The 24,816-nt window shown below is 63.6% G+C and carries 20 protein-coding genes; 9 read left to right on the top strand and 11 right to left on the bottom strand.

Features of this window, described 5'->3' with window-relative positions; translation table 11 throughout:
* The 5 genes from AC3WTO_RS24515 to AC3WTO_RS24495 form a co-directional block, all read right to left on the bottom strand.
* On the bottom strand, positions 1 to 234 hold the full coding sequence (locus AC3WTO_RS24515; protein WP_129411426.1) for a 4Fe-4S dicluster domain-containing protein: 234 nt from the start codon (positions 232 to 234) through the stop codon (positions 1 to 3).
* A gap of 12 nt (positions 235 to 246) precedes the next feature.
* Positions 247 to 1,983: a fumarate reductase/succinate dehydrogenase flavoprotein subunit gene (locus tag AC3WTO_RS24510; RefSeq protein ID WP_492463649.1), complete on the bottom strand. Its 1,737-nt coding sequence runs from the start codon at positions 1,981 to 1,983 to the stop codon at positions 247 to 249.
* Between the two features lie 4 nt (positions 1,984 to 1,987).
* Positions 1,988 to 2,314, bottom strand: a complete 327-nt coding sequence (locus tag AC3WTO_RS24505) for a gamma-butyrobetaine hydroxylase-like domain-containing protein (protein ID WP_492463650.1) — start codon at positions 2,312 to 2,314, stop codon at positions 1,988 to 1,990.
* 142 nt (positions 2,315 to 2,456) lie between these two features.
* Entirely contained in the window at positions 2,457 to 3,230 is a 774-nt protein-coding gene (locus AC3WTO_RS24500; RefSeq protein ID WP_492463715.1) for a TIGR02186 family protein, read from the bottom strand.
* Between the two features lie 41 nt (positions 3,231 to 3,271).
* Entirely contained in the window at positions 3,272 to 4,195 is a 924-nt protein-coding gene (locus AC3WTO_RS24495; protein WP_492463651.1) for a sulfite exporter TauE/SafE family protein, read from the bottom strand.
* Between the two features lie 324 nt (positions 4,196 to 4,519).
* On the opposite strand from AC3WTO_RS24495, the gene AC3WTO_RS24490 reads away from it, so the two are divergent.
* Complete coding sequence (locus AC3WTO_RS24490) at positions 4,520 to 5,674, top strand: serine hydrolase domain-containing protein (RefSeq protein WP_492463652.1); 1,155 nt, start codon at positions 4,520 to 4,522, stop codon at positions 5,672 to 5,674.
* A gap of 40 nt (positions 5,675 to 5,714) precedes the next feature.
* Here the strand turns inward: AC3WTO_RS24490 and AC3WTO_RS24485 are convergent, their stop codons facing one another.
* From AC3WTO_RS24485 to AC3WTO_RS24470, 4 genes are all read right to left on the bottom strand, one after another.
* A complete protein-coding gene (locus AC3WTO_RS24485; protein ID WP_492463653.1) occupies positions 5,715 to 7,400 on the bottom strand; it encodes a dipeptide ABC transporter ATP-binding protein in 1,686 nt (561 codons plus the stop codon).
* The gene (locus AC3WTO_RS24480; RefSeq protein WP_492463654.1) at positions 7,397 to 8,311 is read right to left on the bottom strand and encodes an ABC transporter permease; all 915 of its coding nucleotides are present in this window, start codon (positions 8,309 to 8,311) and stop codon (positions 7,397 to 7,399) included. The genes AC3WTO_RS24485 and AC3WTO_RS24480 overlap by 4 nt, the downstream gene beginning before the upstream one ends.
* Before the next feature lie 16 nt (positions 8,312 to 8,327).
* Positions 8,328 to 9,299: an ABC transporter permease gene (locus AC3WTO_RS24475; RefSeq protein WP_492463655.1), complete on the bottom strand. Its 972-nt coding sequence runs from the start codon at positions 9,297 to 9,299 to the stop codon at positions 8,328 to 8,330.
* A 133-nt stretch (positions 9,300 to 9,432) separates the two neighbouring features.
* On the bottom strand, positions 9,433 to 10,134 hold the full coding sequence (locus AC3WTO_RS24470) for a creatininase family protein (protein ID WP_492463656.1): 702 nt from the start codon (positions 10,132 to 10,134) through the stop codon (positions 9,433 to 9,435).
* Between the two features lie 191 nt (positions 10,135 to 10,325).
* On the opposite strand from AC3WTO_RS24470, the gene AC3WTO_RS24465 reads away from it, so the two are divergent.
* The 3 genes from AC3WTO_RS24465 to AC3WTO_RS24455 all read left to right on the top strand — a co-directional run bounded on the left by AC3WTO_RS24465 (position 10,326) and on the right by AC3WTO_RS24455 (position 13,573).
* Positions 10,326 to 10,898, top strand: a complete 573-nt coding sequence (locus tag AC3WTO_RS24465) for a MarR family winged helix-turn-helix transcriptional regulator (protein WP_492463657.1) — start codon at positions 10,326 to 10,328, stop codon at positions 10,896 to 10,898.
* 68 nt (positions 10,899 to 10,966) lie between these two features.
* A complete protein-coding gene (locus AC3WTO_RS24460) occupies positions 10,967 to 12,547 on the top strand; it encodes an ABC transporter substrate-binding protein (RefSeq protein ID WP_492463658.1) in 1,581 nt (526 codons plus the stop codon).
* A gap of 72 nt (positions 12,548 to 12,619) precedes the next feature.
* Positions 12,620 to 13,573, top strand: a complete 954-nt coding sequence (locus tag AC3WTO_RS24455; RefSeq protein WP_492463659.1) for an isoaspartyl peptidase/L-asparaginase family protein — start codon at positions 12,620 to 12,622, stop codon at positions 13,571 to 13,573.
* Between the two features lie 348 nt (positions 13,574 to 13,921).
* Here AC3WTO_RS24455 and AC3WTO_RS24450 read toward each other — a convergent pair whose 3' ends face one another.
* On the bottom strand, positions 13,922 to 17,692 hold the full coding sequence (locus tag AC3WTO_RS24450) for a peptidoglycan-binding protein (protein ID WP_492463660.1): 3,771 nt from the start codon (positions 17,690 to 17,692) through the stop codon (positions 13,922 to 13,924).
* Positions 17,693 to 18,145: 453 nt separating this feature from the next.
* On the opposite strand from AC3WTO_RS24450, the gene AC3WTO_RS24445 reads away from it, so the two are divergent.
* The 3 genes from AC3WTO_RS24445 to AC3WTO_RS24435 all read left to right on the top strand — a co-directional run bounded on the left by AC3WTO_RS24445 (position 18,146) and on the right by AC3WTO_RS24435 (position 20,140).
* Positions 18,146 to 18,613 (top strand): MerR family transcriptional regulator, encoded by a 468-nt coding sequence (locus AC3WTO_RS24445; protein WP_492463661.1) that lies wholly within the window; start codon positions 18,146 to 18,148, stop codon positions 18,611 to 18,613.
* Between the two features lie 285 nt (positions 18,614 to 18,898).
* Positions 18,899 to 19,081 carry a hypothetical protein gene (locus tag AC3WTO_RS24440; RefSeq protein ID WP_492463662.1) on the top strand — a complete coding sequence of 61 codons (183 nt, stop codon included), beginning with the start codon at positions 18,899 to 18,901 and terminating at the stop codon, positions 19,079 to 19,081.
* Positions 19,082 to 19,102: 21 nt separating this feature from the next.
* Positions 19,103 to 20,140, top strand: coding sequence for a hypothetical protein (locus AC3WTO_RS24435; protein ID WP_492463663.1), 1,038 nt, complete (start codon positions 19,103 to 19,105; stop codon positions 20,138 to 20,140).
* Positions 20,141 to 20,317: 177 nt separating this feature from the next.
* Here the strand turns inward: AC3WTO_RS24435 and AC3WTO_RS24430 are convergent, their stop codons facing one another.
* On the bottom strand, positions 20,318 to 21,454 hold the full coding sequence (locus AC3WTO_RS24430; RefSeq protein WP_492463664.1) for a M20 aminoacylase family protein: 1,137 nt from the start codon (positions 21,452 to 21,454) through the stop codon (positions 20,318 to 20,320).
* A 307-nt stretch (positions 21,455 to 21,761) separates the two neighbouring features.
* Between AC3WTO_RS24430 and AC3WTO_RS24425 the strand changes: the two genes are divergently transcribed.
* Both AC3WTO_RS24425 and AC3WTO_RS24420 read left to right on the top strand, forming a co-directional pair.
* The gene (locus AC3WTO_RS24425) at positions 21,762 to 23,558 is read left to right on the top strand and encodes an acyl-CoA dehydrogenase C-terminal domain-containing protein (protein WP_492463665.1); all 1,797 of its coding nucleotides are present in this window, start codon (positions 21,762 to 21,764) and stop codon (positions 23,556 to 23,558) included.
* Between the two features lie 67 nt (positions 23,559 to 23,625).
* The gene (locus tag AC3WTO_RS24420) at positions 23,626 to 24,798 is read left to right on the top strand and encodes an acyl-CoA dehydrogenase family protein (RefSeq protein ID WP_492463666.1); all 1,173 of its coding nucleotides are present in this window, start codon (positions 23,626 to 23,628) and stop codon (positions 24,796 to 24,798) included.
* The last annotated feature ends 18 nt before the right edge of the window (positions 24,799 to 24,816 follow it).

The following is a 24,816-nucleotide window of genomic DNA, read 5'->3' as shown; positions in this document are numbered from 1 at the left end:
TCAGCGCAGCAGATAGGGGATGTTGACGGTGACTGCTCCGGTCGGGCAGTCGGTTTCGCAAGGCATGCAGTACCAGCATTCGTCGAATTTCATATAGGCCTTGCCGGTCAGCTCGCTGATGCGCAGCACATCGAGCGGACAGACTTCGACACAGACGGTGCAGCCTTTGTCGGCGATGCATTTCGCTTCGTCGACGACGACCGGAACCGTTGAGGGGGAATGGGCGAGCGGCATGGCTTTCCTCGATCAGGCTTTGCTTGAAACCCGCAGGCGGTCGTAGGCGGTGCGCTCCGCGTCCTCGACAGGCACGACATAGGGCTGGATCGGCTGCTTGCGCGAGACCATGCGGCCGCCGACCTTTTCGACGAGCGTGTGGCAGAACCAGTTGTCGTCATCCTTGTCGGGATGGTCGACGCGGTTGTGATAAAGGCCCCAGCGGCTTTCGGTGCGGTACAGCGAGGCATGGGCGGCCATGTCGGCGCAGTCGAGGATGGACGACACTTCCAGCGCCCGCATCAGCTCATGCGCGTTGCGGGCGACCAGCCCCGTCTCGAGATCGTCGCGAACCTCGGCCAGCCGCGCCTGGCCCAGCCGCATCTTGGCCGTCACCTTCGGCGGCTGCAGATAGTCGTTGACCAGCCGGCGCGCCTTGTATTCGAGCTGGTTCGGCGGAATGCCGTCCTCGCGCCGCGTCGGGGCAAGCACGCGCTCGCGTTCGCGGCGCACCGCCTCGCCGTCGAACTCCGGCAAGTCGATCGCGGACGCGACGTCGGCGGCGTGCTCACCGGCGACAGCGCCGTTGGTGAAGGCACCCAGCATGTAGTTGTGCGGCACGCTGGCCATGTCGCCTGCCGCATAGAGGCCGGGCACCGTGGTGCGCGCATGCTCGTCGACAAACACGCCGGAAGCGCTGTGGCCGGAGCAGAAGCCGATCTCCGAGATGTGCATCTCGATCATGCTCTCCCGGTAGTCGGTGCCGCGCGCTTCATGGAAGCGGCCGCGCGAGGGGCGTTCCACCTTGTGCAGGATGCGCTCGATCTCGCCGACCGTATCGGAATGCAGATGGGTGAGCTTGAGGAAGACCGGTCCCTTGCCCGATTGCAGTTCGTTGTAGAACTCCTGCATCATCTGGCCGGACCAGTAGTCGCTCTCAATGAAACGCCTGCCTTCATTGTTGGCGGTGTAGCCGCCGAACGGGCCAGCGACATAGGCGCATGCCGGGCCGTTATAGTCCTTGATCAGTGGGTTGATCTGGTAGCATTCGAGATTGGCCAGCGCCGCACCCGCATGATAGGCCATGGCATAGCCGTCGCCCGAATTGGTCGGGTTCTCATAGGTGCCGTACAGGTAGCCGGAATGCGGCAGCCCGAGCCTGCCCGCCGCACCCATGCACAGGATGACCGTCTTGGCGCGCAGCACCAGGAATTCGGCCGAGCGCGTGTTGACCGCGATTGCGCCGGCGATGCGGCCGTCGCTGGCCGTCAGCAGGCGGGTGGCCATGTAGCGGTTGGAGATCAGCACCCGTTCCCGCTTGAGCTGGCGATAGAGCGCCTTCTTGACGGTATCGCCATTCGGCATCGGCAGCACATAGGTGCCGAGATGGTGGACCTTCTTCAGGTCGTACTCGCCATTGGCGTTCTTCTGGAAGCGGATGCCGAAGCGATCGAGTTCCTGGATGATGTCGTAGCAGCGTGTCGCGTATTTCAGCACCGCCGCCTGATCGACGATGCCGTCATTGGCGATGGTGATTTCCTTGGTGTACTGCTCGGGCGTGGCATAGCCGGGCACGACGGCATTGTTCAGCCCGTCCATGCCCATGGCGATCGCGCCGGACCGCTTCACATTCGCCTTTTCGAGCAGCACGACGTTGAGGGCCGGGTTCTTCTGCTTGGCCTTCAGCGCGGCCATCGGTCCGGCGGTGCCGCCGCCGATCACCAGCACGTCGCAGCTGACTTCCGACAGGCCCTCGACAAAATCATCCATGTCGTTACTCCCGCCCGCCACTGGTCGTGCGGGGCTGATGTGCCATTGCGTCCCGGATGGCGAGCTCGCGCAGGTAACCCCACGGGTAGATGCCCCTGTCGTGGCCATCCGAGAAAGCGAGCCGGATGGCGTAGGTGCCGACAGCCTCGGCGCCGGTGATCACCACGCCCTCGAATGCGCCGTTTCGCCCTTCCAGCCTGGCGCGAACCTGGCCGGCCGCCCGGCTGGTGGCGCGCAGCGTTGCCGCCGCCAGAGCAGCGCTGGTGCCGTCATCCCATCGGACGACGAGTTCGGTGCGCGCGGCATTTATCCTGAGTTCGAGCGGTTGCATGGCGTCCTGGACAAATTGGTCGCCATGTTGGCTGTCCTGGCCCGCAGGACACGCAATAAATTGCCGTCACCTGAAATTTTGGCTGTTACCGGCAACACAAGCCCGGTGCGACGGCCAGGCAGATTGAGGCGATGCCGCCCGATCAATCCTTGCGAAAGATGATGCGACCGAGCCAGCCGGTGATCATGGCCAGGCTGATGGCGAAGAAGCCGTAGAGGAAGGAATAGTCGTGCGCGGCGCGGAAGATCGACTGTTCGAAACCGGATTTGCGGATTTCGAGCTGGGCCGAGCTCTCCTTCACGAAGAGGCCGTTCTTGAACAAATAGGCGCGCGCCTTGTGGGTGCCAACGGGCACGCTGGGCGCCAGCCTGACCGTGGCGCGGAACAGGTTCTGCGACAGGAACTGCACGCCGCCGACATTCTCGCTGTATTGCCCGGTCGCGGCCTTGCGTTCGCGCAGCGCGGCGGTGAATTCCGCGATGGTGGCCGGGTTCTGGCTCTCGTCGGCCGGCTGCATGAAGATGTTGTTGGCGCCGAGTGAGAGCTGCTTGTAGCTGCCCGGCTCGGTGATGTCCTGGAACGGCCGCGTGGTGGCGACCGAATAGGACACCGGCACGTTCTCGAAGGTTTCCGATTCCAGGTTGATCCAGATGCCGAGCACGCGGTCCTTGCGGCGCACCACCACCGGCCGCGCCGGACCTTCCAGCACCACGATGACGTCGTAGCGGCCCTGGCGCGCGACCTGCGGATCGACGTCCTCCAGCGCGCCGAAGATGGTGAGGTCGGCGCCGGTGAAGCCGGCGGTGATCATCACCTTGTCGGTGGAGAGGCCGATCTGGATGTTCTCCTGGTGCGGTGACTGCGCGGCAGCCGGCATGGCGGCGAGCGCGAGGAGCAGCAGCAAGCCCAGGATCATGCCAAACTGGCGGGACGAGACCGGCAGGGGCGCAACTGCCATCAGCTCAGCCCCAGCGCCGAAAGCGAATAGAGGTTGGGCGGGGTGAGGAACAGGTCGATGGCGAGGCGGATGGCCACCGCCAGCACAAGTGCCGCCAGCAGCGCGCGCAGCTGTTCGCCGCGCAGCTTCTGTCCGGCCCTGGCGCCATATTGCGCGCCGGCAACACCACCGACCATCAGGATGAAGGCCAGCATCACATCCACCGTCTGGTTGGTGGTGGCGTGCACCAGCGTGGTGTAGGCCGAGGTGAAGATGATCTGGAACAGCGAGGTGCCGATGACGACATTGGTCGGCACTTTCAGCAGGTAGATCAGCGCCGGCACCATGATGAAGCCGCCGCCGACACCCATGATCGACGACAGGAAGCCGATCGCCACACCAAGGCCGATCACCGGGATGACGCTGACGAACAGCTTGGAAGCGCGGAAGCGCATCTTGAGCGGCAGGCGATGGATCCAGTTGTGCTGGCCGGATTTCTTCAGCACCGGCGCCGCGCCGCTGCGCGTGGCGCGCAGCGCGTTGACGCTTTCGACCATCATCAGCCCGCCGACCGTGCCGAGCAGCACCACGTAGAGCAGGGAGATGAACAGGTCGAGCTGGCCGATGTCGCGCAGCAGCCCGAACACATAGATGCCGACCGTCGAGCCGACGACGCCGCCGGCCAACAACACCCCGCCCAGCTTGAAATCAAGCGTACCTCGCTTCATGTGCGACAGCGCGCCGGAGAAGGACGAGGCGATGACCTGGTTGGCGCCGGTAGCAACGGCGATCGCCGGTGGAATGTTGTAGAAGATCAAGAGCGGCGTGATCAGGAAACCGCCGCCGACGCCGAACATGCCCGACAGGAAACCCACCGCCGCGCCCATGGCGAGCAGCACAAGAATGTTGACGGAAATTTCCGCGATCGGGAGATAAATGCTCACCCGTCAGTCTCGATCAATCCAGCCTCTCGGCAACAGAACCTGTGTTGCTATAACACCGAAAAGCTAATTCGTTCTTGCGCCGGCATCGTGACAGGGAAGACCCTGGTCGCCGTTACCGAAACAAAAACCGGTTCAATCAGTTAACAGGCATTTTGATGGCAAGGCGTCGCGAAGGCGACGCCTTTGGCGCTATTTGCGCGGCATGATGCGGATCGATCCCGACCTGGACGCTGGGCGATGGTCGGAACCCGTGCCCCAGTGCAATCGCCTGCGAGACTGATATGGTGTCGCGCAGCGTGCTGGCGGATGGAAAACGGATAGCAGATGATTGTCGCGACAAGCCGCAGGCAGGTCCTCAAATATATGGGAGCAACGATCGTGGCGAGCACGACACCAGCCATGGCGAGCGGCAAGGATGACGGCTGGCGGATCGCTGCCCCGGGTGAGGCCGGCTTCAAGTCCGATCCTGCCAGGGGCTTCGACGATCTGATGAAAAGCGGCAGGCTCGCCGGCCTGCATAGTGTCGTCGCCCTTCGCGGCGGCCGCATCGTCTTCGAGCGCTACATCGACGGTGACGACATGAAGTGGGGCGTGTCGCTGCCGGCCGTGAAATTCGGACCGGACACGCTGCATGACATCAGATCCGTCACCAAAAGCATCGTCGGTCTGCTCTACGGCATCGCGCTCGCCGGCGGCCACGTGCCGGGGCTGGATCAGCCGATCGTCGCGCAGTTTCCCGAATATGCCGACCTGGCCGGGGATCCGGAGCGCAGGCGCCTGACCATCCGGCACGCCCTGACCATGACGCTCGCCATGGCGTGGGACGAGAACCTTCCTTACACCGATCCGGCCAACAGCGAGATCGCCATGGAGCAGGCATCGGATCGCTATCGGTTCATCCTCGATCGGCCGATCCTTGGCCAGCCCGGAAAGGGATGGATCTACAGCGGCGGCGCGGTCGCATTGCTTGGCAAGATCATCGAGCGAGGCACAGGCCAGCGCTTGCCGGATTTTGCGAAGCAGGCGTTGTTCTCGCCGCTCGGCATCGACGCGATGGAATGGATCCATGGCCAGGACGGCGAAGCCTCGGCGGCATCGGGCTTGCGGCTTTCGCCACGCGCGCTGGCCCGCATCGGGCAGATGATCCTGCAAGGCGGCGCGTGGGAAGGACGTTCCATCGTGCCCAGATCGTGGCTCGACGAGAGCTTCCAGCCTGCCGCCATGGTCGATATCGGCTGGCCGGGCATGCGCTACGGCTACCTCTGGTATGTCGGCGAGGAAGCCATAACGCAAAAGACCGGGACCTATGGCGAGCGCTTCATCACGGCGATCGGCAATGGCGGGCAGCGGCTGTTCGTCTTTCCCGGCTTCGACTTCGTCCTTGCAATCACCGCCGGCAACTACAATTCGCCGGAGCAGTGGCGGGCACCGTCGGCCGTGCTGTATGAGGTGTTCTTGCCCAGCCTGACGGTCGGCTAGCGCATCCGGCCGAACGTCCCCCAGACATCTCGCCGTTTTTCTACACCACCAGCCTCGGCACCGCGTCGAGCAGCATCCTGGTGTAGGCCTGCTGCGGCGCTTCGAAAAGCTGGCTGACTTCCGCCTCTTCGACGATCCGGCCGTGATGCATGACGACGACGCGGTCGCACAGATGGCGTACCACCGACAGGTCGTGGCTGATGAACAGCAGCGTCAGGTTCAGCGTGCGGCGCAATTCGATCAGAAGGTTGATCACCTGCGCCTGGATCGAGACGTCGAGCGAAGCCACCGGCTCGTCGCAGACGATCAGTTCCGGCTGCATGGCGAGCGCGCGTGCAATCGCGATGCGCTGGCGCTGGCCACCGGAAAACTGGTGCGGGTAGCGGTCGGCGAGCGCCGGGTCGAAGGCGACCGCCTTCAGCCAGCGGTTGACATAGGCGCGGGCGTCGCGGCGCGTGGTGAGGCCATGCGCCAGCGGTCCTTCGGCGACGGACTGGAAGATGGTGCGGCGCGGATCGAGCGAGGCATAAGGATCCTGGAAGATCATCTGCACGCCGGTGCCGAGCTTGCGCTGGCCTTCACGCACCTTCCTGCCGGCCACGGTCACCGTGCCCGCCGTCGGCGTGTAGATACCGCAGACGATGCGCCCGAGCGTCGACTTGCCGGAGCCGCTTTCGCCGACCAACCCGAGCACTTCGCCCTGGGCGATGGTCAGGTTGGCGCCCTTGACGGCGTGGACGGCGTGGGGCGGCTGGCTGATGCCGAGTTTCTGGGCAAAACGGCCAGCGCGGCCGACGGAACGCTCGAACACCATGTCGACATCGTCGACCTGGACGAACGCACCGTCGGCAGCCTTGGGAGCGGCTTTGGCGAGATCGTCGAGCACGATCGGGCCGGAATTCTCGGTCGCCGCCGAGGCCAGCAATTCGCCGGGCCGGGCGCGCGAGGGCAGGGCGTCGAGCAGCCCTTGCGTATAGGAATGCTGCGGCGTGCCGAGCACTTGCGTGACGCTGCCAGTTTCCACGATCTTGCCGCGCCGCATCACCGCGATGCGCTGCGAGATCTGGCTGACGGTGGCCAGATCGTGGCTGATCCAGATCATCGAGACGCCGAGTTCCGCCACCAGCGCCTTCATCTCCTTGAGGATGTCGGCCTGCACGGAAACGTCGAGCGCCGTCGTCGGCTCGTCGGCGATCACCAGCTTCGGCTTGTGCAGCAGCGCGATCGCGATGGCGACGCGCTGGCGCATGCCGCCCGAGAACTGGTGCGGATACTGATCGATCTTCTTTTCCGGCTCGACGATGCGCACGCGCGCCAGCGCCTCGATGGCGCGGCGGCGCACGTCCTGGTCGCTGGCCTTCTCATGGGCACGGATGGCCATGGCGATCTGGTCGACGATCTTCAGCACCGGGTTCAGCGTCATCATCGGGTCCTGGAAGACCATCGCGATCTCGCGGCCGCGGATCTTGCGCAGTTCCGGATCCGGCAGGCCGACGATTTCACGGCCCTCGAGCTTGATGGAACTGCCCGGCTGCACCTTGCCATTGGCATCGAGCAGGCCGATCAGCGAGAAGCCGGTGATCGACTTGCCCGAACCGGATTCGCCGACCAGACCGAAGATCTCGCCCTTGCCCACTTCGAAGGAAATGCCGTCGACCGATTTGACGGCGCCGCGCTCGGTCTCGAAATAGGTGCGCAGGTTCTCGACTTTGAGAAGTTCGGTCATTTGCGCAGCCGTGGATTGAGTTGATCGCGGACCTGATCGCCGACCAGATTGATCGCCATGATCAGGATGATGAGGGCGACGCCCGGATAGATCGAGATCCAGTAGCGGCCGGACAAAAGATACTGGAAGCCGTTCGCGATCAGCATGCCGAGCGACGGTTCGGTGGGTGGCAGGCCGACGCCGAGGAAGGACAGCGTCGCTTCCAGCGAGATCGCCGAGGCAACCTGCACGGTGGCGACCACGATCAATGGCGGCAGCGAGTTCGGCAGGATGTGCCGGGTGATCACGAACCAGCCGCTCATCGGGATGGAGAGTGCTGCCTGCACATAGTCCTTCTGCCGTTCGGCCGAGGCGGCGCCATGGGCGGTACGCACGAAATAGGCATATTGCGCGAAGACCAGCGCCAGGATCAGCTGCCCCTTGCCCTGTCCCAGCAGGGCGGCGACGACGAAGGCGAGCAGGATGGCGGGGAAGGACAGCTGCACGTCCACCAGGCGCATGATGAACGTTTCAAAACGGCCGCCGGTGTAAGCCGCGAAACAGCCGACGATGGCGCCGATGGTGAAGGCGACTGCACCGGCGATCAGGCCCATCTCCAGCGAGATGCGCAGGCCGTAGATGATCGCCGAGAGCAGGTCGCGGCCCTGGCTGTCGGTGCCGAGCAGATAGTGCATGCCGTTGGCGCCGACGAAGCCCGGTGGGCGGCGCGCGTCGCGCAGCACCAGCGAGCGCAGGTCGTAGGGGTCCTGCGGCGTGATGAACGGCGCGAAGATGGCGGCCAGCGCAATCACCAGCACGACGGCCAGCGCGACCACCGCGACCTTGTTGCGCAGGAAGATGCGCCAGAAGTCGCGCCAGGCGGAAGCCGGCGGTGTGGCGTCGAAATTGTCCTTGATGATGATGTCGCTCATGTCAGCGCCCCCATTGTCAGCGAGCTTTGAGCCGAAGGCGCGGATCGAGCGCGGCATAGGCCAGATCGACGCTGAGATTGATGACGACGAAGAGCACCGAGACCATCATCAGATAGGCCACCATGACGGGGCGGTCGAGCGAGGCGATCGAATCGATGATCAGCTTGCCGAGGCCCGGCCAGTTGAAGATCGTCTCCGTCACCAGCGCGAAGGCCAGCGTCGAACCGAGCTCGAGGCCGAACACCGTGACCAGCGGGATCGAGATCAGCTTCAGCACGTGCCTGCGCAGGATGGTGGCCTCGGGAATGCCGGCGGCGCGCGCGAACTTGATGGCGTCGGTGGTCATCACCTCGCGGGTGCCGGCTGCGGCCAGCCGGCACATCATCGACATCTTGAACAGCGACAGGTTGAGAACGGGCAGCAGCAGGTGCTTCCAGCCGTCCAGCGTGAGGAAGGAGAAGGGGACGCCGAACAGGCTGGCCGTCTGGCCGCGACCGCCCGCCGGCAGCACGCCGAACTGCACGGCAAAGAGCATGATCAACATCAGGCCGATCCAGAAGGTCGGCACCGAGAAGCCGAGGATCGAGCCCGCCATGATGATCCGTGAGGCGAGGCTGTTGGGCTTATAGCCGGCATAGATGCCGAGCGGAACGCCGATCAGCGAAGCCAGGATCACCGCGATCACCGCAAGCTCCAGCGTCGCCGGCAGGCGCTGCGAGATCAGCTCGCCGACCGGCATGTTGAAGACGAAAGAGCGGCCGAAATCGCCGGTCGACATCGAGCCGATGAAGTCGAGATATTGTTTCCACAGCGGCTGGTCGAGGCCGTATTCGGCGATCACCTGCTCGCGGATCGCCTGGGTGGCGTCGGGCGAGATCAGCACGTCCACGGGGTTGCCGATCACGTAGACCCCGACGAAGACCAGCATCGACATGACGATCAGCACGACGACCGCCTGGCTGAGCCGCTTGAACACGAAGGAGGTCATGTGCCGACCTCGGACCGGTGCCTGCTGTCTGTCATCTGCCCCTCCTCGAGAGCATGTCCGTCTTTGACGCCACGGAAATGCTCGAACCCTTTGTCGTCACGCAGCTCCGGGCTCGCCGGAGGGTGTTTGTCGATCAATGCCAGCCGTTCTCGATCTCGTCGCGGGTCTCCGCCACGCCGACCTCCCAGATCGCGAACATGTCCGCGTCCGGGCGCTGGAACACGCCGTGGTAGTTGCCCTCGGCGATGCGCTCGCGCTTGCGGCCTGCGTCGACGCGCCCGGTGGCGGCGAAGTCGATGCGGTCCTTCTTGAAGTTCGGCACCGGCGCGCCTTCGAGCCGCGTCCACGGGAAATTCTCCATCCAGCTCGCATGGCTGGCGGCCGGGTCGATCTCCATCACCTTGGCCATGGTGTTCGGCGCCCGCCACCAGTCATGCAGTTTCACCGAGGTGTCGCGATGGCTGTTCATCCATTCCGACAAAAGCGGGGCGATCGGCGTGTTGCCGCCGTGGCCGTTGACGATGAGGATGCGGCGGAAGCCGGAGCGGTAGACGCTGTCGAGCATGTCCTCGATGACGCTGATGTAGGTGCGCAGCGACAGCGTGATGGTGCCCGGGAAATCGGCGAAGCCCGAGGCCATGCCGTAGGGCAGGCACGGGAAGACCGGTACGCCGAGCGGCTCGGCTGCCTCCACCGAAATGCGCTCGGCCAGGATCATGTCGGTCGCGAGGCTGAGATAGGCATGCTGCTCGACCGAGCCGATCGGCAGGACGCAGCGGTCGTCGACCTTGGCGCGTTCTTCCACCTGAGCCCAGTGCATGTCCTGAATGCGCATTCCCGAAAACTCCATTGCCTGCGATCTACCGCGATTGGTGCCGTACGCCAGCCTGCCGGAATGCGGCATAGGCCAGCAACAAAACTGCGAGATATCTCCAATTAAGTTCCATTAGGAACAAAATTATTGGGTTGACGCAACAAAAATTTCAATTACCGTTCCGTTTGGGACTAATTCAGGGGCGAGGTTCGATGGATCGATTGCTGAGCACGGCGCTGCATGAAGCGCGTGCAGGCCGGGAAGCGCCGGGCCCGCAGCACGTTCCGCAGGACGATCCGCTGTTCCCGAAACTGTGGGACAATCCCTGCTGGCTGTCTTTCCGGCTGAACTTCCTGGCCCTGCAGTTCAACAATCCCGTCTATGGTCGAATCCAGCAGCAGCTCGGCCTGCTGCGTCCGGAATTCGTCGTCTTGTGGTCGCTCTATCTCGGCGACGGCCTGACGCTGACCGAAGTGGTGCGTTCGTCCAATTTTCCCAAGAACACGCTGAGCCGCGCCGTCAACAAGGTGGCGACGCTTGGCCTGATCGACCGCGAGATCGACCCGTCCGACCAGCGCCGCGTCACCCTGACCCTGACGGAAAAGGGACGTGCCGCCGTGGTCTCGGTCAAGGAGCTGATGCTCGAGCATGAACGCGCCATGCTCGACTGCCTGTCGCCCGCCGAACGGCTGACCTTGTCGGACCTGCTGACCAAGATGGTCGTCGCTTCAGGCAACTGGCCCCGCGACCTGGATATGAATGCCGAGGCGGCCAGCACCGATTGATCCTGGGTCAGAAAGCCGGCCCGGCGCCAAGAAGACACTCCACAACAAAACAAGAAGAGGAAACCCCGATGAGAACCAGTTCCTTCCTGCGCTCGGCGCTGCTTGTGTCGACGCTGCTCGTGTCGCTGCCGGCGCTCGCTGCCGACCTGACCATCGCCACCAAGTCCGGTCCGGCCTCCATGGATCCGCATTTCACGGCCACTTCCGCCAATGCCGAGGCCACCAAGCACATTTTCGACACGTTGCTGAAGTCGGGCAACAAGCTCGAGGTCGAGCCCAACCTGGCGGTGAGCTGGACGCCGGTCGATGCCACGACCTGGGAGTTCAAGCTGCGCGAGGGCGTGAAGTTCCATGACGGCTCGGACTTCACCGCCGAGGACGTGAGGTTCTCGATCGAACGCATCCCCAATGTCACCGGGCCGAACCCGTCGACCATCTATGTGCGCCGCGTCGCCGGCGTCGAAGTCGTCGACCCGCTGACGGTGCGCGTCAAGACGCATGGTTCGGCACCGACCCTGCCCAATGATTTCGTGCGTCTCTTCATTGTCTCGCACAAGGCGGCAGCGGCCTACTCCACCAAGGAGACGGCCTCCGAAGGCTTCAACACCGGCAAGGCCACCATCGGCACAGGTCCGTACAAGTTCGTCAGCTGGGCGCCGACGCAGGATCTCGTGCTGGAGAAGTTCGACGGTTACTGGGGCGGTGCGCAGCCATGGGACAAGGTGGTCCGCAAGGAAATCCCGAATGACGCCGCCCGCGTCGCGCAGCTCAAGGCAGGTCAGGTCGACCTGATCTCCAAGGTGCCGGCGACCGACCTCGCCAATCTGGAAGCCGATCCGGCCATCGATGTCGTCAAGGACGAGTCGGTCTACATCCCCTATCTCGAATTCGACTTCCGCGAGAATTCGCCGATGGTCTGGGACAAGGCAGGCAAGAAACTCGACAAGAACCCTTTCCTCGACCCGCGCGTGCGTGAGGCCTTCGATCTCGTCATCGACCGCCAGACCATTGCAGATGTCGCGCTGGAAGGCATGGGCGTCGTGCCGACCCAGCTCGTGAGCGGCAACATCTTCGGCTACAACAAGGACATTGCGCCAGCGGCTTATGACGTCGACAAGGCCAAGCAGCTGATGACCGAGGCCGGCTTCGCGGATGGTTTCAAGGTGTCGCTGAACTATGCCAACGACCGCATGCCGACCGAGCTCGGGCCGACGGTGGCGCAACTGCTGGCAGCGATCAATGTCCAGGCCGATGTGAGCGGCGTGCCGGCGGCGGTGTTCAATCCTGCCAAGACGCGCGGCGAATATTCGCTCTACATGGCATCCTGGGGCACGCTGACCGGCGAGGCGAACTACATGCTGTCCTCGCTGATGCACACCAACGACAAGGAAAAGTCGCTGGGCGCCTTCAACACCCGCGGCTATTCCAACCCCGAGATGGACAAGCTGATCGAGGATGCCGGCGTCGAGATGGACGAGGCCAAGCGCCGCGAACTGCTCGAAAAGGCGAACCTGCTGGTCGCCACCGATCGTCCCGACCTGCCGCTGGCTGTCAACGTCTCGGCCTGGGGCGTGAAGGCGGACAAGATCACCTACACACCGCGCTCCGACGAAGACACGCTGGCGATGGACGCCAAGCCGAAGCAGTAGGTTTTCCAGCCATACAACAAGGGAAGCGGACGCGTTCCAGCACCGCTTCCCTCTCTTTTGAAGGTACGGACGATGACGAAATTCGCATTGGCGATCCATGGCGGCTGCGGGGTGATGGCCAAGCTCGATCTCAACGAGGAAGAATGGATCGCCGCGCGCCGTGATCTCGGACGCGCGCTGGAAGCCGGCTACGCAATCCTGAAATCCGGTGGCCGGGCGCTCGACGCCGTGCAGGCCGCCGTCATCGTCATGGAAGACAGCCCGCATTTCAACGCCGGCCATGGCGCTGCGCTCAACGAAAACGGCGTGCATGAACTCGACGCCTCCATCATGGACGGGCGCTCGCTGGCAGCCGGCGCCGTCAGTGCCGCCCGGCATGTGCGCAACCCGGTCAAGGCCGCGCGGGCGCTGCTGGAGCAGGGCGATCCGCTGCTGCTGACCGGCCCCGCCGCCGACCGCTTCGCCGAGGACAAAGGCCTGGCCGTCGAGCCGCAGAGCTATTTCACCACCGAGCGTCGCAAGGCGGCGCTGACTGCAATGAAGGCGCATGTCGTGGCCGGTACCGCGGCCAAGGCCAGCGAATCCGAAAAGCACGGCACGGTCGGCGCGGTGGCGCTCGACAGCCATGGCGATCTCGCCGCCGCCACCTCGACCGGCGGCTACAACAACAAGCCGGACGGCCGGGTCGGTGACAGCCCGATCATCGGCGCCGGCACCTATGCCCGCAACGGCGTCTGCGCCGTGTCAGGCACCGGCAAGGGCGAGTACTTCATCCGTCATGTCGCCGCGCATGAGGTTGCGTCTCGTGTCGATTACCGCGGCGAAAGCCTGGAAGCGGCGACGCGCAAGGTCATCATGGACGACCTGAAAGAGGTCGGCGCCGGCCTGGTGGCGGTGGACGCAAAGGGCGCCATTGCTGCCCCCTACAACACGGACGGCATGTTCCGTGGCTGGGTGAATGACAACGGCGCGTTCTTCGTCGCCTCGCATGCGGACGTCTATCGATATCCAGAAGATCTGCAGTAAATCGCAGACACGTCTCGGCGCCTGGAGCGTTTTCCGCTGTTCTTGGAATAGCGGAAAACGCTCCGATTCTTTTTGATGGGATGTGGTGCTTTGGTGTGGCTTCAGCGCGATGCCAGCCCCTTCTCCCCTTGCGGGAGAAGGTGGATCGGCGCGTAGCGCCGAGACGGATGAGGGGTGTTGGAAGAAACGAAGCCGAGGGAAATTATATCTATATAACAGCAGCTTAATCAGGAAGGTCGTGATCCGTCCAGCACCCCTCATCCGACCTCGCCCAAAACGGCGGCAAAGCCGCCGGGCGAGGCCACCTTCTCCCACAAGGGGAGAAGGGGACGTGAACGCCGAGTCGCCCTACTTCTTTGCCAGCAGGGCCTTGACCAGCTTGTCGTCGACCGAGCCGGTTGCCTCCAGGCCATTGTCGCTCTGGAAGGCCATGATCGCCTTCTTGGTGCGGTCGCCCATGACACCGTCGGTGCCGCCGGCGTCATAGCCGTTCTTGGCCAGGATGCGCTGGATGTTCTGCACCGCCTTCTTCATGTCGATGCCGGCGATGGTGGTCGGTGCATCCTGCCAGGAACCCGGGATGTCGATGGAGTTGGCGGCTTCGTCGAGCGGCTTCGGCTTCCACAGGTCCGTTGCCTGCTTGGCGCGTTCGAGCTGTTCGGGGCGCAGCGCCCTGGCAATCTCGTCGCGCTTGGTGGCGGCATCCTTGTCGCCGGCTTTCGCCACCAGGGCGAACCACTTGTAGGACTCTTCCAGGTTCTGCGGCATGCCGGCGCCCTTGGCGGCGAGGATGCCGAGGTTGAACTGGCTATCCTTCACGCCGAGGTCGGCGGCCTGCTGGAACCAGCGGGTGGCGGCGTCGTTGTCGGCCGCACCATCGGCGCCCATGGCAAACAGCACCGCCAGATTGTGCATGGCGCTGGCGTTGCCCTTCTCGGCGGCGCGGCGATACCACTCCTTCGACTTGGCGATGTCGCGTTCGACGCCGATGCCCTTCTCGTAGAAATTGCCGATGCGGTATTCGGCCGGCGCGAAGCCGCGTTCGGCGGACTCGCCGTACCATTTGGCGGCGGTGGCCATGTCTTCCCTGACACCGCGTGCCTCGGCGTAGCGCGAGCCGATCTCGAACAGCGCCTTGGCATCGCCGGCGGCTGCGGCATCGCGCAACGCAACCGGGCCAACCGTCTGCGGGATTTCGATTCCGTTCGCCGATGCATTGGCCGAATCCGGGGTCGAAACCGAAGCCGGTTGCACGGCGCCGGTCTTGTCTTCCGTCGCGACGTTGGACTTCGGCATGCCCGGCACGTCGACCGTCGGCAATGTCACCGGCGCGGCGATCAAGGCGTGCGTCGCGGCCTTGGCTTCCGGAGCGGCCTCGGTGGGCTGCGCCGAGACCATGTCGTCCTTGGCCTTCGGCTCGGAGGCTTTCGGTTCCGGTGCCTGGACTTCGGGCGAACCCAGTCCGGCGGACGAAGGTTCGATGGCATCCTTGTCGTCGACGCTGCGCACCGGCGGCGCATCGGCAGGGATCGGCAGCGCCGGAGTCGCGGCCGACACCGGAGCCTGGCTGAGCGGTGTCTGCAGGGCAGGCGCCCTGGTTGCGACGTCGGTGTTTTCTTCGATGGGGGCGCTCTGGTTGAGCGCCACCTGGTCCGGATCGGACAGGAAAGCCTTGCCGAGCTGCAGGCCGGCGAGCGCCAGCATGATCGCGGCGGCTGCCATCAGCACAGGCTTGCGGCGGGCCTTCAGGAGGTTGCCGATGCCGAACGACTTGATGCCGCCAACCTTGCCCGACTGCTGCTTGAGCGCTTCCGCCTCAGCGGCCGCCGCCTGGGCGGCACGGCGGGCTGCGGCGATGAAATCGGCTTTGGAGGCATCCGCCGCCCCCGACTTGGTGGGCTGGCCGCGCTCGTCGCGCACCCGCTTCATGATGGCGTTGAGGTCCGGGGCGCCCGAGCCGGGCTCGAGCGGACGGTTGAGCAGCTTCGGCTCCAGCGGCTCGTCGAGATCGACGGTCGGGACCTCGCCGCTTTCGGCCAGTGCCGTCGGCTGCGTCGGTTCGTTCTCGCGGCGCATCTTGAAGGCGCGTGCGATGCCGCCGAACATTGATTTGTTCTGGCTGGAGATTTCCGAATCGGCGGCAATGGCTTCGGAGCCGAGCGCGGCGCGTGCCGCTTCGGCCGCCGCCTGTGACGGCGTGCGTGCCCCGCCGCGCATGGCCGGAGCCATCGGCTCGTTCGGGAACGGCAGCGGCTCGTCCATGTCGAGCGCCGGTGCATCGCGGACGGTGATCTTCGGCGATGCCAGCGGTGCGCTGCCTTCCAGCGAGCCGAGGCGGTCAACGATCTTGAGCAGCGTGTCGTGGATGGCTTCGAACGTCTTGGTGTTGCGCTCGTCGGAGCGGCGGGTCAGGTCTTCCAGCGTCTTGAGGTCGCTGGCGAGCCCGGTCACGGCCACAGTATCGCCGTTCGACAGGCCGAGCGAGCGCACGGCATTTTCGGCGGCCTGTCTCGCGGTCTCCAGGATGGTGTCGCGATTGGTCGAGATCGATTCCTCGATCCGCTCGAGGCGCGGTGCGATGTCTTCGAACTCCGGCAGCGGTGCGCCGGGGCGCGACAGATGCGCGGTCAGGCCGGAAACCTGCGCCTCGAGGCTGCGCAGCAGGTCCGGATCGATGCCGGCTGCCTGCACCGAGCTGGAGTCGAGGCGGCTTGAGATGTCGTCGAGCCGGCTCTCCAGGCTGCGGATGGCATCCTGGCCGGCAGTGTCGGTGCCGCGGCTTTCCAGGCGCTGCGCCAGCGCGCTGAAACGGGCATCGATGGCATCCATGATGCCGGAATTGTCGGGTTCGGGCGCACGGCGCTCGAGGCGGTCGGCGACATCGTCCAGCCGGCGCTCGAGATCGCGGAACAGCATGTTGCCCTGCTGCATGGCGTCGTCCTGGCGACGCTCGATGATGCCGGACAGCGCTTCGAAACGCTGTTCCAACCCCTGGAACAGGTGGTCCACGACTTCGCCGCGCGGGCGTTCCTCGGCGACGTCCTCGATTTGGCGGGCAAGCGCTGCGATGCGCTGTTCGATGCGCTCGAACGGTGCCGGATCGAAGGCGCTCGATTGCGCGGCGACTGTCGAAGCGACGATGGCGCGCGAGATCTCGTCCAGCCGCTCGTCGATCATGCCGTAGACATCGCCGCCACGGCGGCCCTGCTGGCTGGCGAAATGGTCGACCGCGCCGGCCAGCGTGCGCACCTTGTCTTCCAGCGAGCGCAGCGAAAGCGAGTCCGGCAGCTTGTTGACCGCGGCGCCGATCTGTTCGAGCCGTTCGGCAAGGGCTGCGACATCGATCGCTTCGCGTTTGCCGGTATTGCCGTCGAAACGGTTCTCGAAGTTCGACCAGCGCTGGTCGAATTCCTGCCAGCGGCGGTCCACCGCCTGCACGCTTTCCTCGCGCGCCAGCGTGTCCATGGCGTTGCGGACCTGCTCCAGCTCGAGCCGCAGCAGGTTGACGCCCTTGTCGTCGCTCTTTTCGGCAAGACCGCGGATCGCGCCGGACAGGCGTTCGAATTCGAGGCCGAGTTCGGCGCTGTCGCGCGACGACGGCGCTTCCTGGGCGACGCGCTGGATATCCTTGCGCAGCGCCTGGAATTCGCGCTGCAGGCCGGAGCTCATCTGCTGGCGCAGTTCCTCGCGCAGGCCTTGCAGTTCGCTGGCGATCTTGCTCACCATCGCCACGCCGTCTTCCTGGCCGCGCATGCGTTCGATGTCGCGGGCGATCGACTGATAGGGCCGTTCGCTGCGCTGGCGGGAGGACCGGGGCTCTTCGTAGGCGCGCTGGTAGCCGCGCGTCGTGTTTTCATAATCGCGCTCGCGGGGGCGCTGGTCCTCATAGCCGCGCTGCGCGTGACGTGGAGCTTCATAGCGCTCGCCATAAGGCTGGCTGCGGCCGTAGCGCGGCTCTTCCTGGCGCGATGGCTCCTGCTGGCGCGCCGGCTCCTCGCGGTTGCGGCCGATCCGCTGTTCCAGCGCTTCCATCGACCGGTTGAGGTCTTCCAGCGAGGCATAGTCCCGGCGCGGACGCCCGGAATTGAGATTTTCGAGGTAGGACCGCTTGTTGTTCATCGAGCGCCCGTTTCGCATTTGGCTGGCCTTTGCCAGCAGTTCCCCAAACCACCCAGTCGGGTCCGAAGACGGTTCGGCCAGCGGAAGCTTGCTTCCTGGGTTGGCGCCCGCGCTTCGATGAAACCCGTGTGAAAAGCGAGACAGGATGGACACGGACCGACAGCCGCACCTTTCGCCCAGCATGGTAAACAACCCGTTAACCAAGCTTAAGAAGTCGAAGGATTCGTTGAGAAAAGCTTTCATCGTTGACCGTGGGGCATGGCCTTACGGCACCCCCACTTGCATTTCCGAAACGATGTCGGTATATCCTTTACGTAAACGTAAGTTGTGCAGTGCGGTAGCGCTTACGCATTAAGTCGAAACCAGGAAGCAACGCCCCCTAGCGCTTCCGCCACAGGCGACGCCAGGCAGCCAAGGCCGCGCGCCATAGCTGGGGCCTAACGGGAAATGTCGATGACTGTGCAGATGAACAGCGCTGGCGGGGTAGCCAGCAACACCAACGCCATATCCAACGAACCGGGCGAAGACCTGGTGCGCATCGGCGAGATGGCCAAGAAATACGGCGTGACGCTGCGCACGCTGCGTTTTTATGAAGACAAGGGCCTGCTGAAGCCGGAGCGCGACGGCGCCACCCGCCTCTATACGCATCGCGACCGCGTGCGCCTCAAGCTCATCCTGCTCGGCCGCAAGGTCGGTTTCTCGCTGCGCGAGGTCAAGCAGATGATGGATCTCTACGATCCGACCGGCACCAACACCAAGCAGCTGCGCCTCGCGCTGGAGAAGTCGGAAAAGCAGCTCGTGCGCCTGCAGAAGCAGCGCGCCCTGATCGACGACGCCATCAACGAGCTGAGCGGCGCCATGAACTCCGTCCGCCAGATGGTCGCCGACCGCGCCGCCTCCACCTCGGCCGCCGCGAACTGAATTTCGGATCGTCCGGTTGGGCGGTCTGTGACTGGACTGAAACTGAAAGGCGCGTTGCTTCGGTGGCGCGCTTTTTTGTGACTTGTTCAGCAAACAACGCGCTCCTCTTGGAATTCTTGGCGCGTCGCTCATCTCTCGCTCGCTAGATCATAGCATGCGAGACTAGATCAAGTCGGGTGCCTCGGAATTCTGACTAGTCCAATCTGTGGCTGCTGTCTTGACGCGATCCTTTTTCGGCAAGATGCAGAGCGGAGTTAGAAGCCAGCAGGTTGGCCGAGGGGAGCCTTGGACGGTTCAGCACGCGCACAGTGCGGGCAAGCTTCTGAAGCCAAATGCAATATCGGCCACATCAAGCGGTTCTACGAATCCGTCGAGATCAAAGAGGTCATGGGCAGCTACACGATCGATCACGTGCGCCGAAAGTTCTTGTGCGAACAATGTGACGCGAAGAAACTGGAAGATGAGTAAGCAGGTGCTGCGGGGCGTGCAATGACTGTTCAAGGTAGCGCTGATCGCATTCGCGAGGGGCTCAAGCGTTTTCGTGGCGAGCGCCTTGTTCAGAAGGGCGGATATCCCGGCCAGTTCAGTATCAACGGAGGTGATTGGGTCTCCAAAAGGGGAGGATGTGTTTTTTCGATCTTGCCGGGTCACCACTGGGCATTCCGCCTCAGGTCTGGATTTGTTCAGCCGATGTATGTGTGGGATGCCAAGCTGGTTTTTGACGGGCTTGACCCTGTGGGCATCTCTATTACCCGATGGCTCGAAGAAGCTACCCGCGAGCCTTTCCCGCGCTCTTCGCCGAACGTGGCATATTGCTCGCACATCACCGTTCAGAGGATAAACTACACGGATCCCTTCTATTCTAGGATTGAAGGACTTTCCGATTCGGATCTTGAAGACATCCGGTCGCTGATTGAGAAGCCATTGCAGGATTTGCTGGGGCGTAGCATCGAGGAAGTACGGCCCCAGCAAAAGTATGCCGGGGGTCTTGCTGTTTCGGTGGTTGGAGAGTTGCACTGGAATTGGCGTAATCCCATGCCTGAGCTTCTCGCAGTACAGGAGGAAATCCTGGATTTCACTGCAACCTTCAAGTCCGAGAGGGTCGCGAGCCGACCGCTTTCTCGTTACAAGCTGGATAATACGGTGAGCCGCCGTGAATGGTCTTGTGCCTTCACCGTGGAGGGTGAACCGAGTGTTCGTGTTCTAATCCCGTCAGAGGACCGAGAAAATCCCGACATTTTCGATGTTGTCGTTGAAATCTCGGGGATGGTTATACCTGTTCGGGTGGAACGCATGAGCCCTGTTCCGTTAGGCGGAGTTGCTTCTTTCCACGATGGGCCAATACTTGACTACTACCTTCTTTTCCATCCCTGTGGTGTTCATTTCGCGCCATATCCCAAAGCTCCATCTGAGTTGAGTCGGGCTATCGGTGATCGCGCGGTAGAGCATTTGAAGAATGCCTGGCTTGCTCGTGAGCTTGGCCTAAAGCGAGATTCTCGTCTGTTTGTAGATGTTTTAATCGCCTAGATAACGCCGGCGTCGGCTGCAATTCAGCATATTCGTCAATCTCCACTACCACAGAGGTTACCAATGGAGTCAGCCAGTCTGTCCCTTGGCCCGATCAACGTCTTTCATCGCAAGTCTGGTCTCCGGAACTCTGCTTAATCTCGTCGCCATTTGGGGGAGGGCGGCACGTCTGTGACGCTAGACAGGCATCCCGGCTTCGACCAGTCGCGTCCAGTAAGCGACACCGAACGGAATCGCGGCGTCGTTGAAATCATAGGCGGGGTCGTGCAGTCCCGCCGTTGCGCCATTGCCAAGCATGGCGATGTTGCCGGGCCGTTGCTCCAGCATGAAGGCGAAGTCCTCCGAACCCATGATCTGCGGATGAGCGGCATCGACGGCGTCGGCGCCCATGACGGCGCGGGCGACGTCCGCGGCAAACGCGGTTTCCTCCGCATCGTTCACCACCACGGGATAGAGGCTCCTGAAGAGGACGCTTGCGCTGGCGCCATAAGATGACGCGATCCCTTCGACGATATCGGTGATGCGCCGCTGCAGGGTGTCGCGCACATCCGGTTCGAACCAGCGCATGAGGCCGCGGATCTCGCTCGATTGCACGAAGGTGCCTCCCGGCTGCCCACCCTGGAACGATCCGACCGAGACCACGCCGCTCTTCAGCGGGTCGACATTGCGCGCGATGATCGTCTGTAGGGCAATCAGGATGTTGGCGGCAGGCAGCAAGGCGTCGACGCCGGCATGCGGGCTGGACGAATGGGCCGCCTTGCCGTCGATCGTCACCCTGAAGCTCGCCACCGCCGCGCCGAACGGCCCGGGGCGGGTGGCGAAGCGCCCGATGGCGAGGTCCGGGTCGTTGTGAAGGGCGAAAACCTTCTCGATGCCCCAGCGCGTCATCAGGCCGTCGTCGCACATCGCCTTCGCGCCGGCTAGCCCTTCTTCCGCCGGCTGGAAGACCAGGACGGCGGTTCCATCGAAGTTGCGGGTCTCGGCGAGGGTCCTCGCCGCGCCCAACAGCATCGCGGTGTGGCCGTCATGGCCGCAGGCATGCATCCGGCCATCGATCTTCGAGGCATAGGCAAGGCCGGTGGTCTCCTGGATGGGGAGGGCATCCATGTCTGCGCGCAGGCCGATGACCTTGCCCGACGCGTGCTTGCGGCCGCGCAGGGCGCCGACGACACCGCTCCTGCCGATGCCTTCCGTGACCTCGTAGCCAAAGGTGCGCAGCTTGTCGGCCACGAAGGATGCGGTGCGCGGAAGGTCGTAGCCGAGCTCCGGATGGGCATGCAGCTCACGTCGCCAGGCAATGATGTCATCATACATGGATGTACTCATTCCGAATGATCGCTGCGCAGGCGGGCTGCCGAAGCCTCGACCTGCGTGAGCATTGTCTCGACCTTCTTCTGGCCGCGCAGGAGCCATCATCACTGTGCGTAAGCCGTATTTCAAATGCAAGGAACTGCCGCCGGCAACGGCCCGCTCCGTCGTCGCCTGTCGAAAACCCTCCTAAAAAAGTGACCACCCACGCATATTGACGTTTACGCAAACGTCAATATTTGTTATCCAGATCTCACAGTCGGCCCGAAAGCCGTTTTGGTGCGGGCGCGTTGATTTTGTGGAGGAAGACGCAATGCCGATCTACCAGGCGCCTGTCCGCGATACGTTGTTCGTTCTGAACGAGGTGCTCGGTTTCGAGCGGTACAGCAATCTCCCCGGTTTTGCCGATGCATCCGGCGACGTGCTCGAGGCGATCCTCGCCGAAGGCGCCAAGCTGGCCGAAAACGTCATCCAGCCGACCAATCGTGTCGGCGACATGGAAGGCTGCGTGCGTCATGACGATGGCTCGGTGACGACGCCGAAGGGGTTCAAGGAAGCTTATCGGCAATATTGCGAAGGCGGCTGGATGGGCCTTGCCGCGCCTGCCGAATTTGGCGGCCAGGGCCTGCCTTATGCCGTGCACACCGCGGTCGCCGAATATATGGTCTCGGCCAATCTCGCGCTGTTGATGTATCCCGGTCTCACCCAGGGCGCGATCGCCGCGATCCTCACCCATGGCACCGACGAACAGAAGACCACCTTCGCGCCGAAGCTGATCGAGGGCGTGTGGACAGGCACCATGAACCTGACGGAGCCGCATTGCGGCACCGACCTTGGCCTGCTGCGCTCCAAGGCCGTGCCGAACGGCGACGGCACCTACAAGATTTCCGGCCAGAAGATCTTCATCTCGGCCGGCGAGCACGACATGTCCGACAACATCATCCATCTGGTGCTGGCCCGCATCGAGGGTGCGCCGGAAGGCGTGAAGGGCATTTCGCTGTTCATCGTGCCGAAGTTCAAGCTCGATGCCGACGGCAATCCGGGCGAGCGCAATGCAGCCTCCTGCGGCTCGATCGAAGAGAAGATGGGCATCCACGGCAATTCCACCTGCGTCATGAATTATGACGAGGCCGAAGGCGTGCTGCTCGGCGAGGCCAATGGCGGCCTCAAGGCGATGTTCACGATGATGAACGAGGCGCGTCTCGGCGTCGGCCTGCAGGGCCTGGCGCAGTCGGAAGTCGCCTATCAGAACGCTGTCGCCTACGCCAAGGAGCGTCTGCAGGGCCGTTCGATCTCGGGCGCCAAGTCGCCCGACAAGAAGGCCGACCCGATCATCGTGCACCCGGACATCCGCCGCAACCTGATGACCATGCGCGCCTTCAACGAGGCCGGCCGCGCCTTCACGCTGTGGACTGCGCTGAAGTCGGACATCGCCCACCGCTCCGGCGACGACGCCGACCGCCAGGCCGCCGACGACCACATGGGCCTGATGACGCCGGTGGTGAAGGGCGTGCTCACCGACAAGGGTTTCGAGCATGCCGTGATGGCGCAGCAGGTGTTCGGTGGCCACGGCTATATCGAAGAGCACGGCATGAGCCAGTTCGTGCGCGATGCCCGCATCGCCATGATCTATGAAGGCGCCAACGGCATCCAGGCGCTCGACCTCGTCGGCCGCAAGCTCGGCGCCAATGGCGGCCGCGCCATCCAGGCCTTCTTCAAGGAAGTCGGCGAGTTCTGCGAGGAAAACCGCGCCGACGAGAAGCTGGCGCCGTTCACCAAGGCGCTGAAGAAGGGCCTCAACGATCTGCAGGCCGCCACCATGTGGCTGATGCAGAACGGCATGAAGAACCCCGACAATGCCGGTGCGGCCTCGACCGACTATTTGCATCTCTTCGGTCTGGTCACGCTCGGCTACATGTGGGGCCAGATGGCCAAGGTCGCGCAGGCCAAGCTCACCGAAGGCGCCAACGGCTCGTCATCTTTCTATGACAACAAGCTGGTCACGGCGCGCTATTATATGGATCGCATCATGCCGGAGACGGCGGCGCATCTTGCCCGCATTTCCTCGGGTGCCGATTCCATGATGGCGTTGTCGGCCGACGCGTTCTGAACGGTACCGGCGTCTGTTCAGGATTGAACAGACGCCCTATATAAAAGCGGTCAACAGGGAGCAGTTCATGGCAACCAACCCCGCCGACATCCTGTCCTTGCCGCGAGCCGGTTGGGCTGGCGACGAGGTCGCCATGCTCTACGACATGTCGACCCGTTTTCTCTCCGAAGAGATCGCGCCGCACTACGACGCATACGAGAAGAACGAGATCGTCGACCGTTCCGCCTGGGAAAAGGCCGGTGCAGCCGGCCTGCTCTGCGCCTCGATGCCGGAAGAATATGGTGGCTCGGGCGGCACCTATGCCCATGAAAGCGTGATCGCCGAGGCGCTCGGCCATGTCGGTGTCGACGGCTTCGGCATCGCGCTGCACAACGCCATCGTCGCCCCCTATATCCTGCATTACGGCTCGGAAGAGCAGAAGAAGAAATGGCTGCCGAGGATGGCGACCGGCGAGCTGATCGGCGCCATCGCCATGACCGAGCCCGGCGCCGGCTCCGACCTGCAGGGCATCAAGACCCGGGCGGAAAAGGACGGCAACCAATACCTGATCAACGGGTCCAAGACCTTCATCACCAACGGCCAGAACGCCAATCTCATCATCGTCGTCACCAAGACCGATCCAACCAAGGGCGCCAAGGGCACCTCGCTGATCGTCGTCGAGACCGACGAAGTCGAAGGTTTCACCCGCGGCCGCAACCTCGACAAGATCGGCCTGAAGGCCAACGACACCTCGGAGCTCTTCTTCAACGACGTGCGCGTGCCGACGGCCAATCTGCTCGGCCATGAGGAAGGCCAGGGTTTCGTCCAACTGATGCAGCAGCTGCCGCAGGAGCGCCTGCTGATCGGCGCGCAGGCGGTCGGCATGATCGAGCGCGCGCTCGCCGTCACCGTCGACTACGTCAAGGAGCGCAAGGCGTTCGGCAAGGCGGTGGTGGAGTTCCAGAACACCCAGTTCAAGCTGGCCGAACTGAAGACCGAAGCCACCATCGGCCGCGTCTTTTACAATGACTGCGTCAAGCGCCATCTCAATGGCGGGCTCGACCCGGTCACCGCCTCGATGGCCAAGTACTGGCTCTCCGACCTGCAGTGCAAGGTCGTCGACGAATGCCTGCAATTGCATGGCGGCTATGGCTACATGAACGAATACCCGATCGCCCGCATGTATCGCGATGCCCGCGTGCAGCGCATCTACGGCGGCACCAACGAGATCATGAAGATGTTGATCGGCCGCTCGCTCTGAGCAACCGGTCCAACCTTT

The sequence above is a fragment of the Mesorhizobium sp. EU05-FHT14A09 genome (assembly GCF_058790995.1).
Note: the sequence above shows the minus strand (reverse complement) of the source record. Positions and strands in the feature narration are given on the sequence as shown.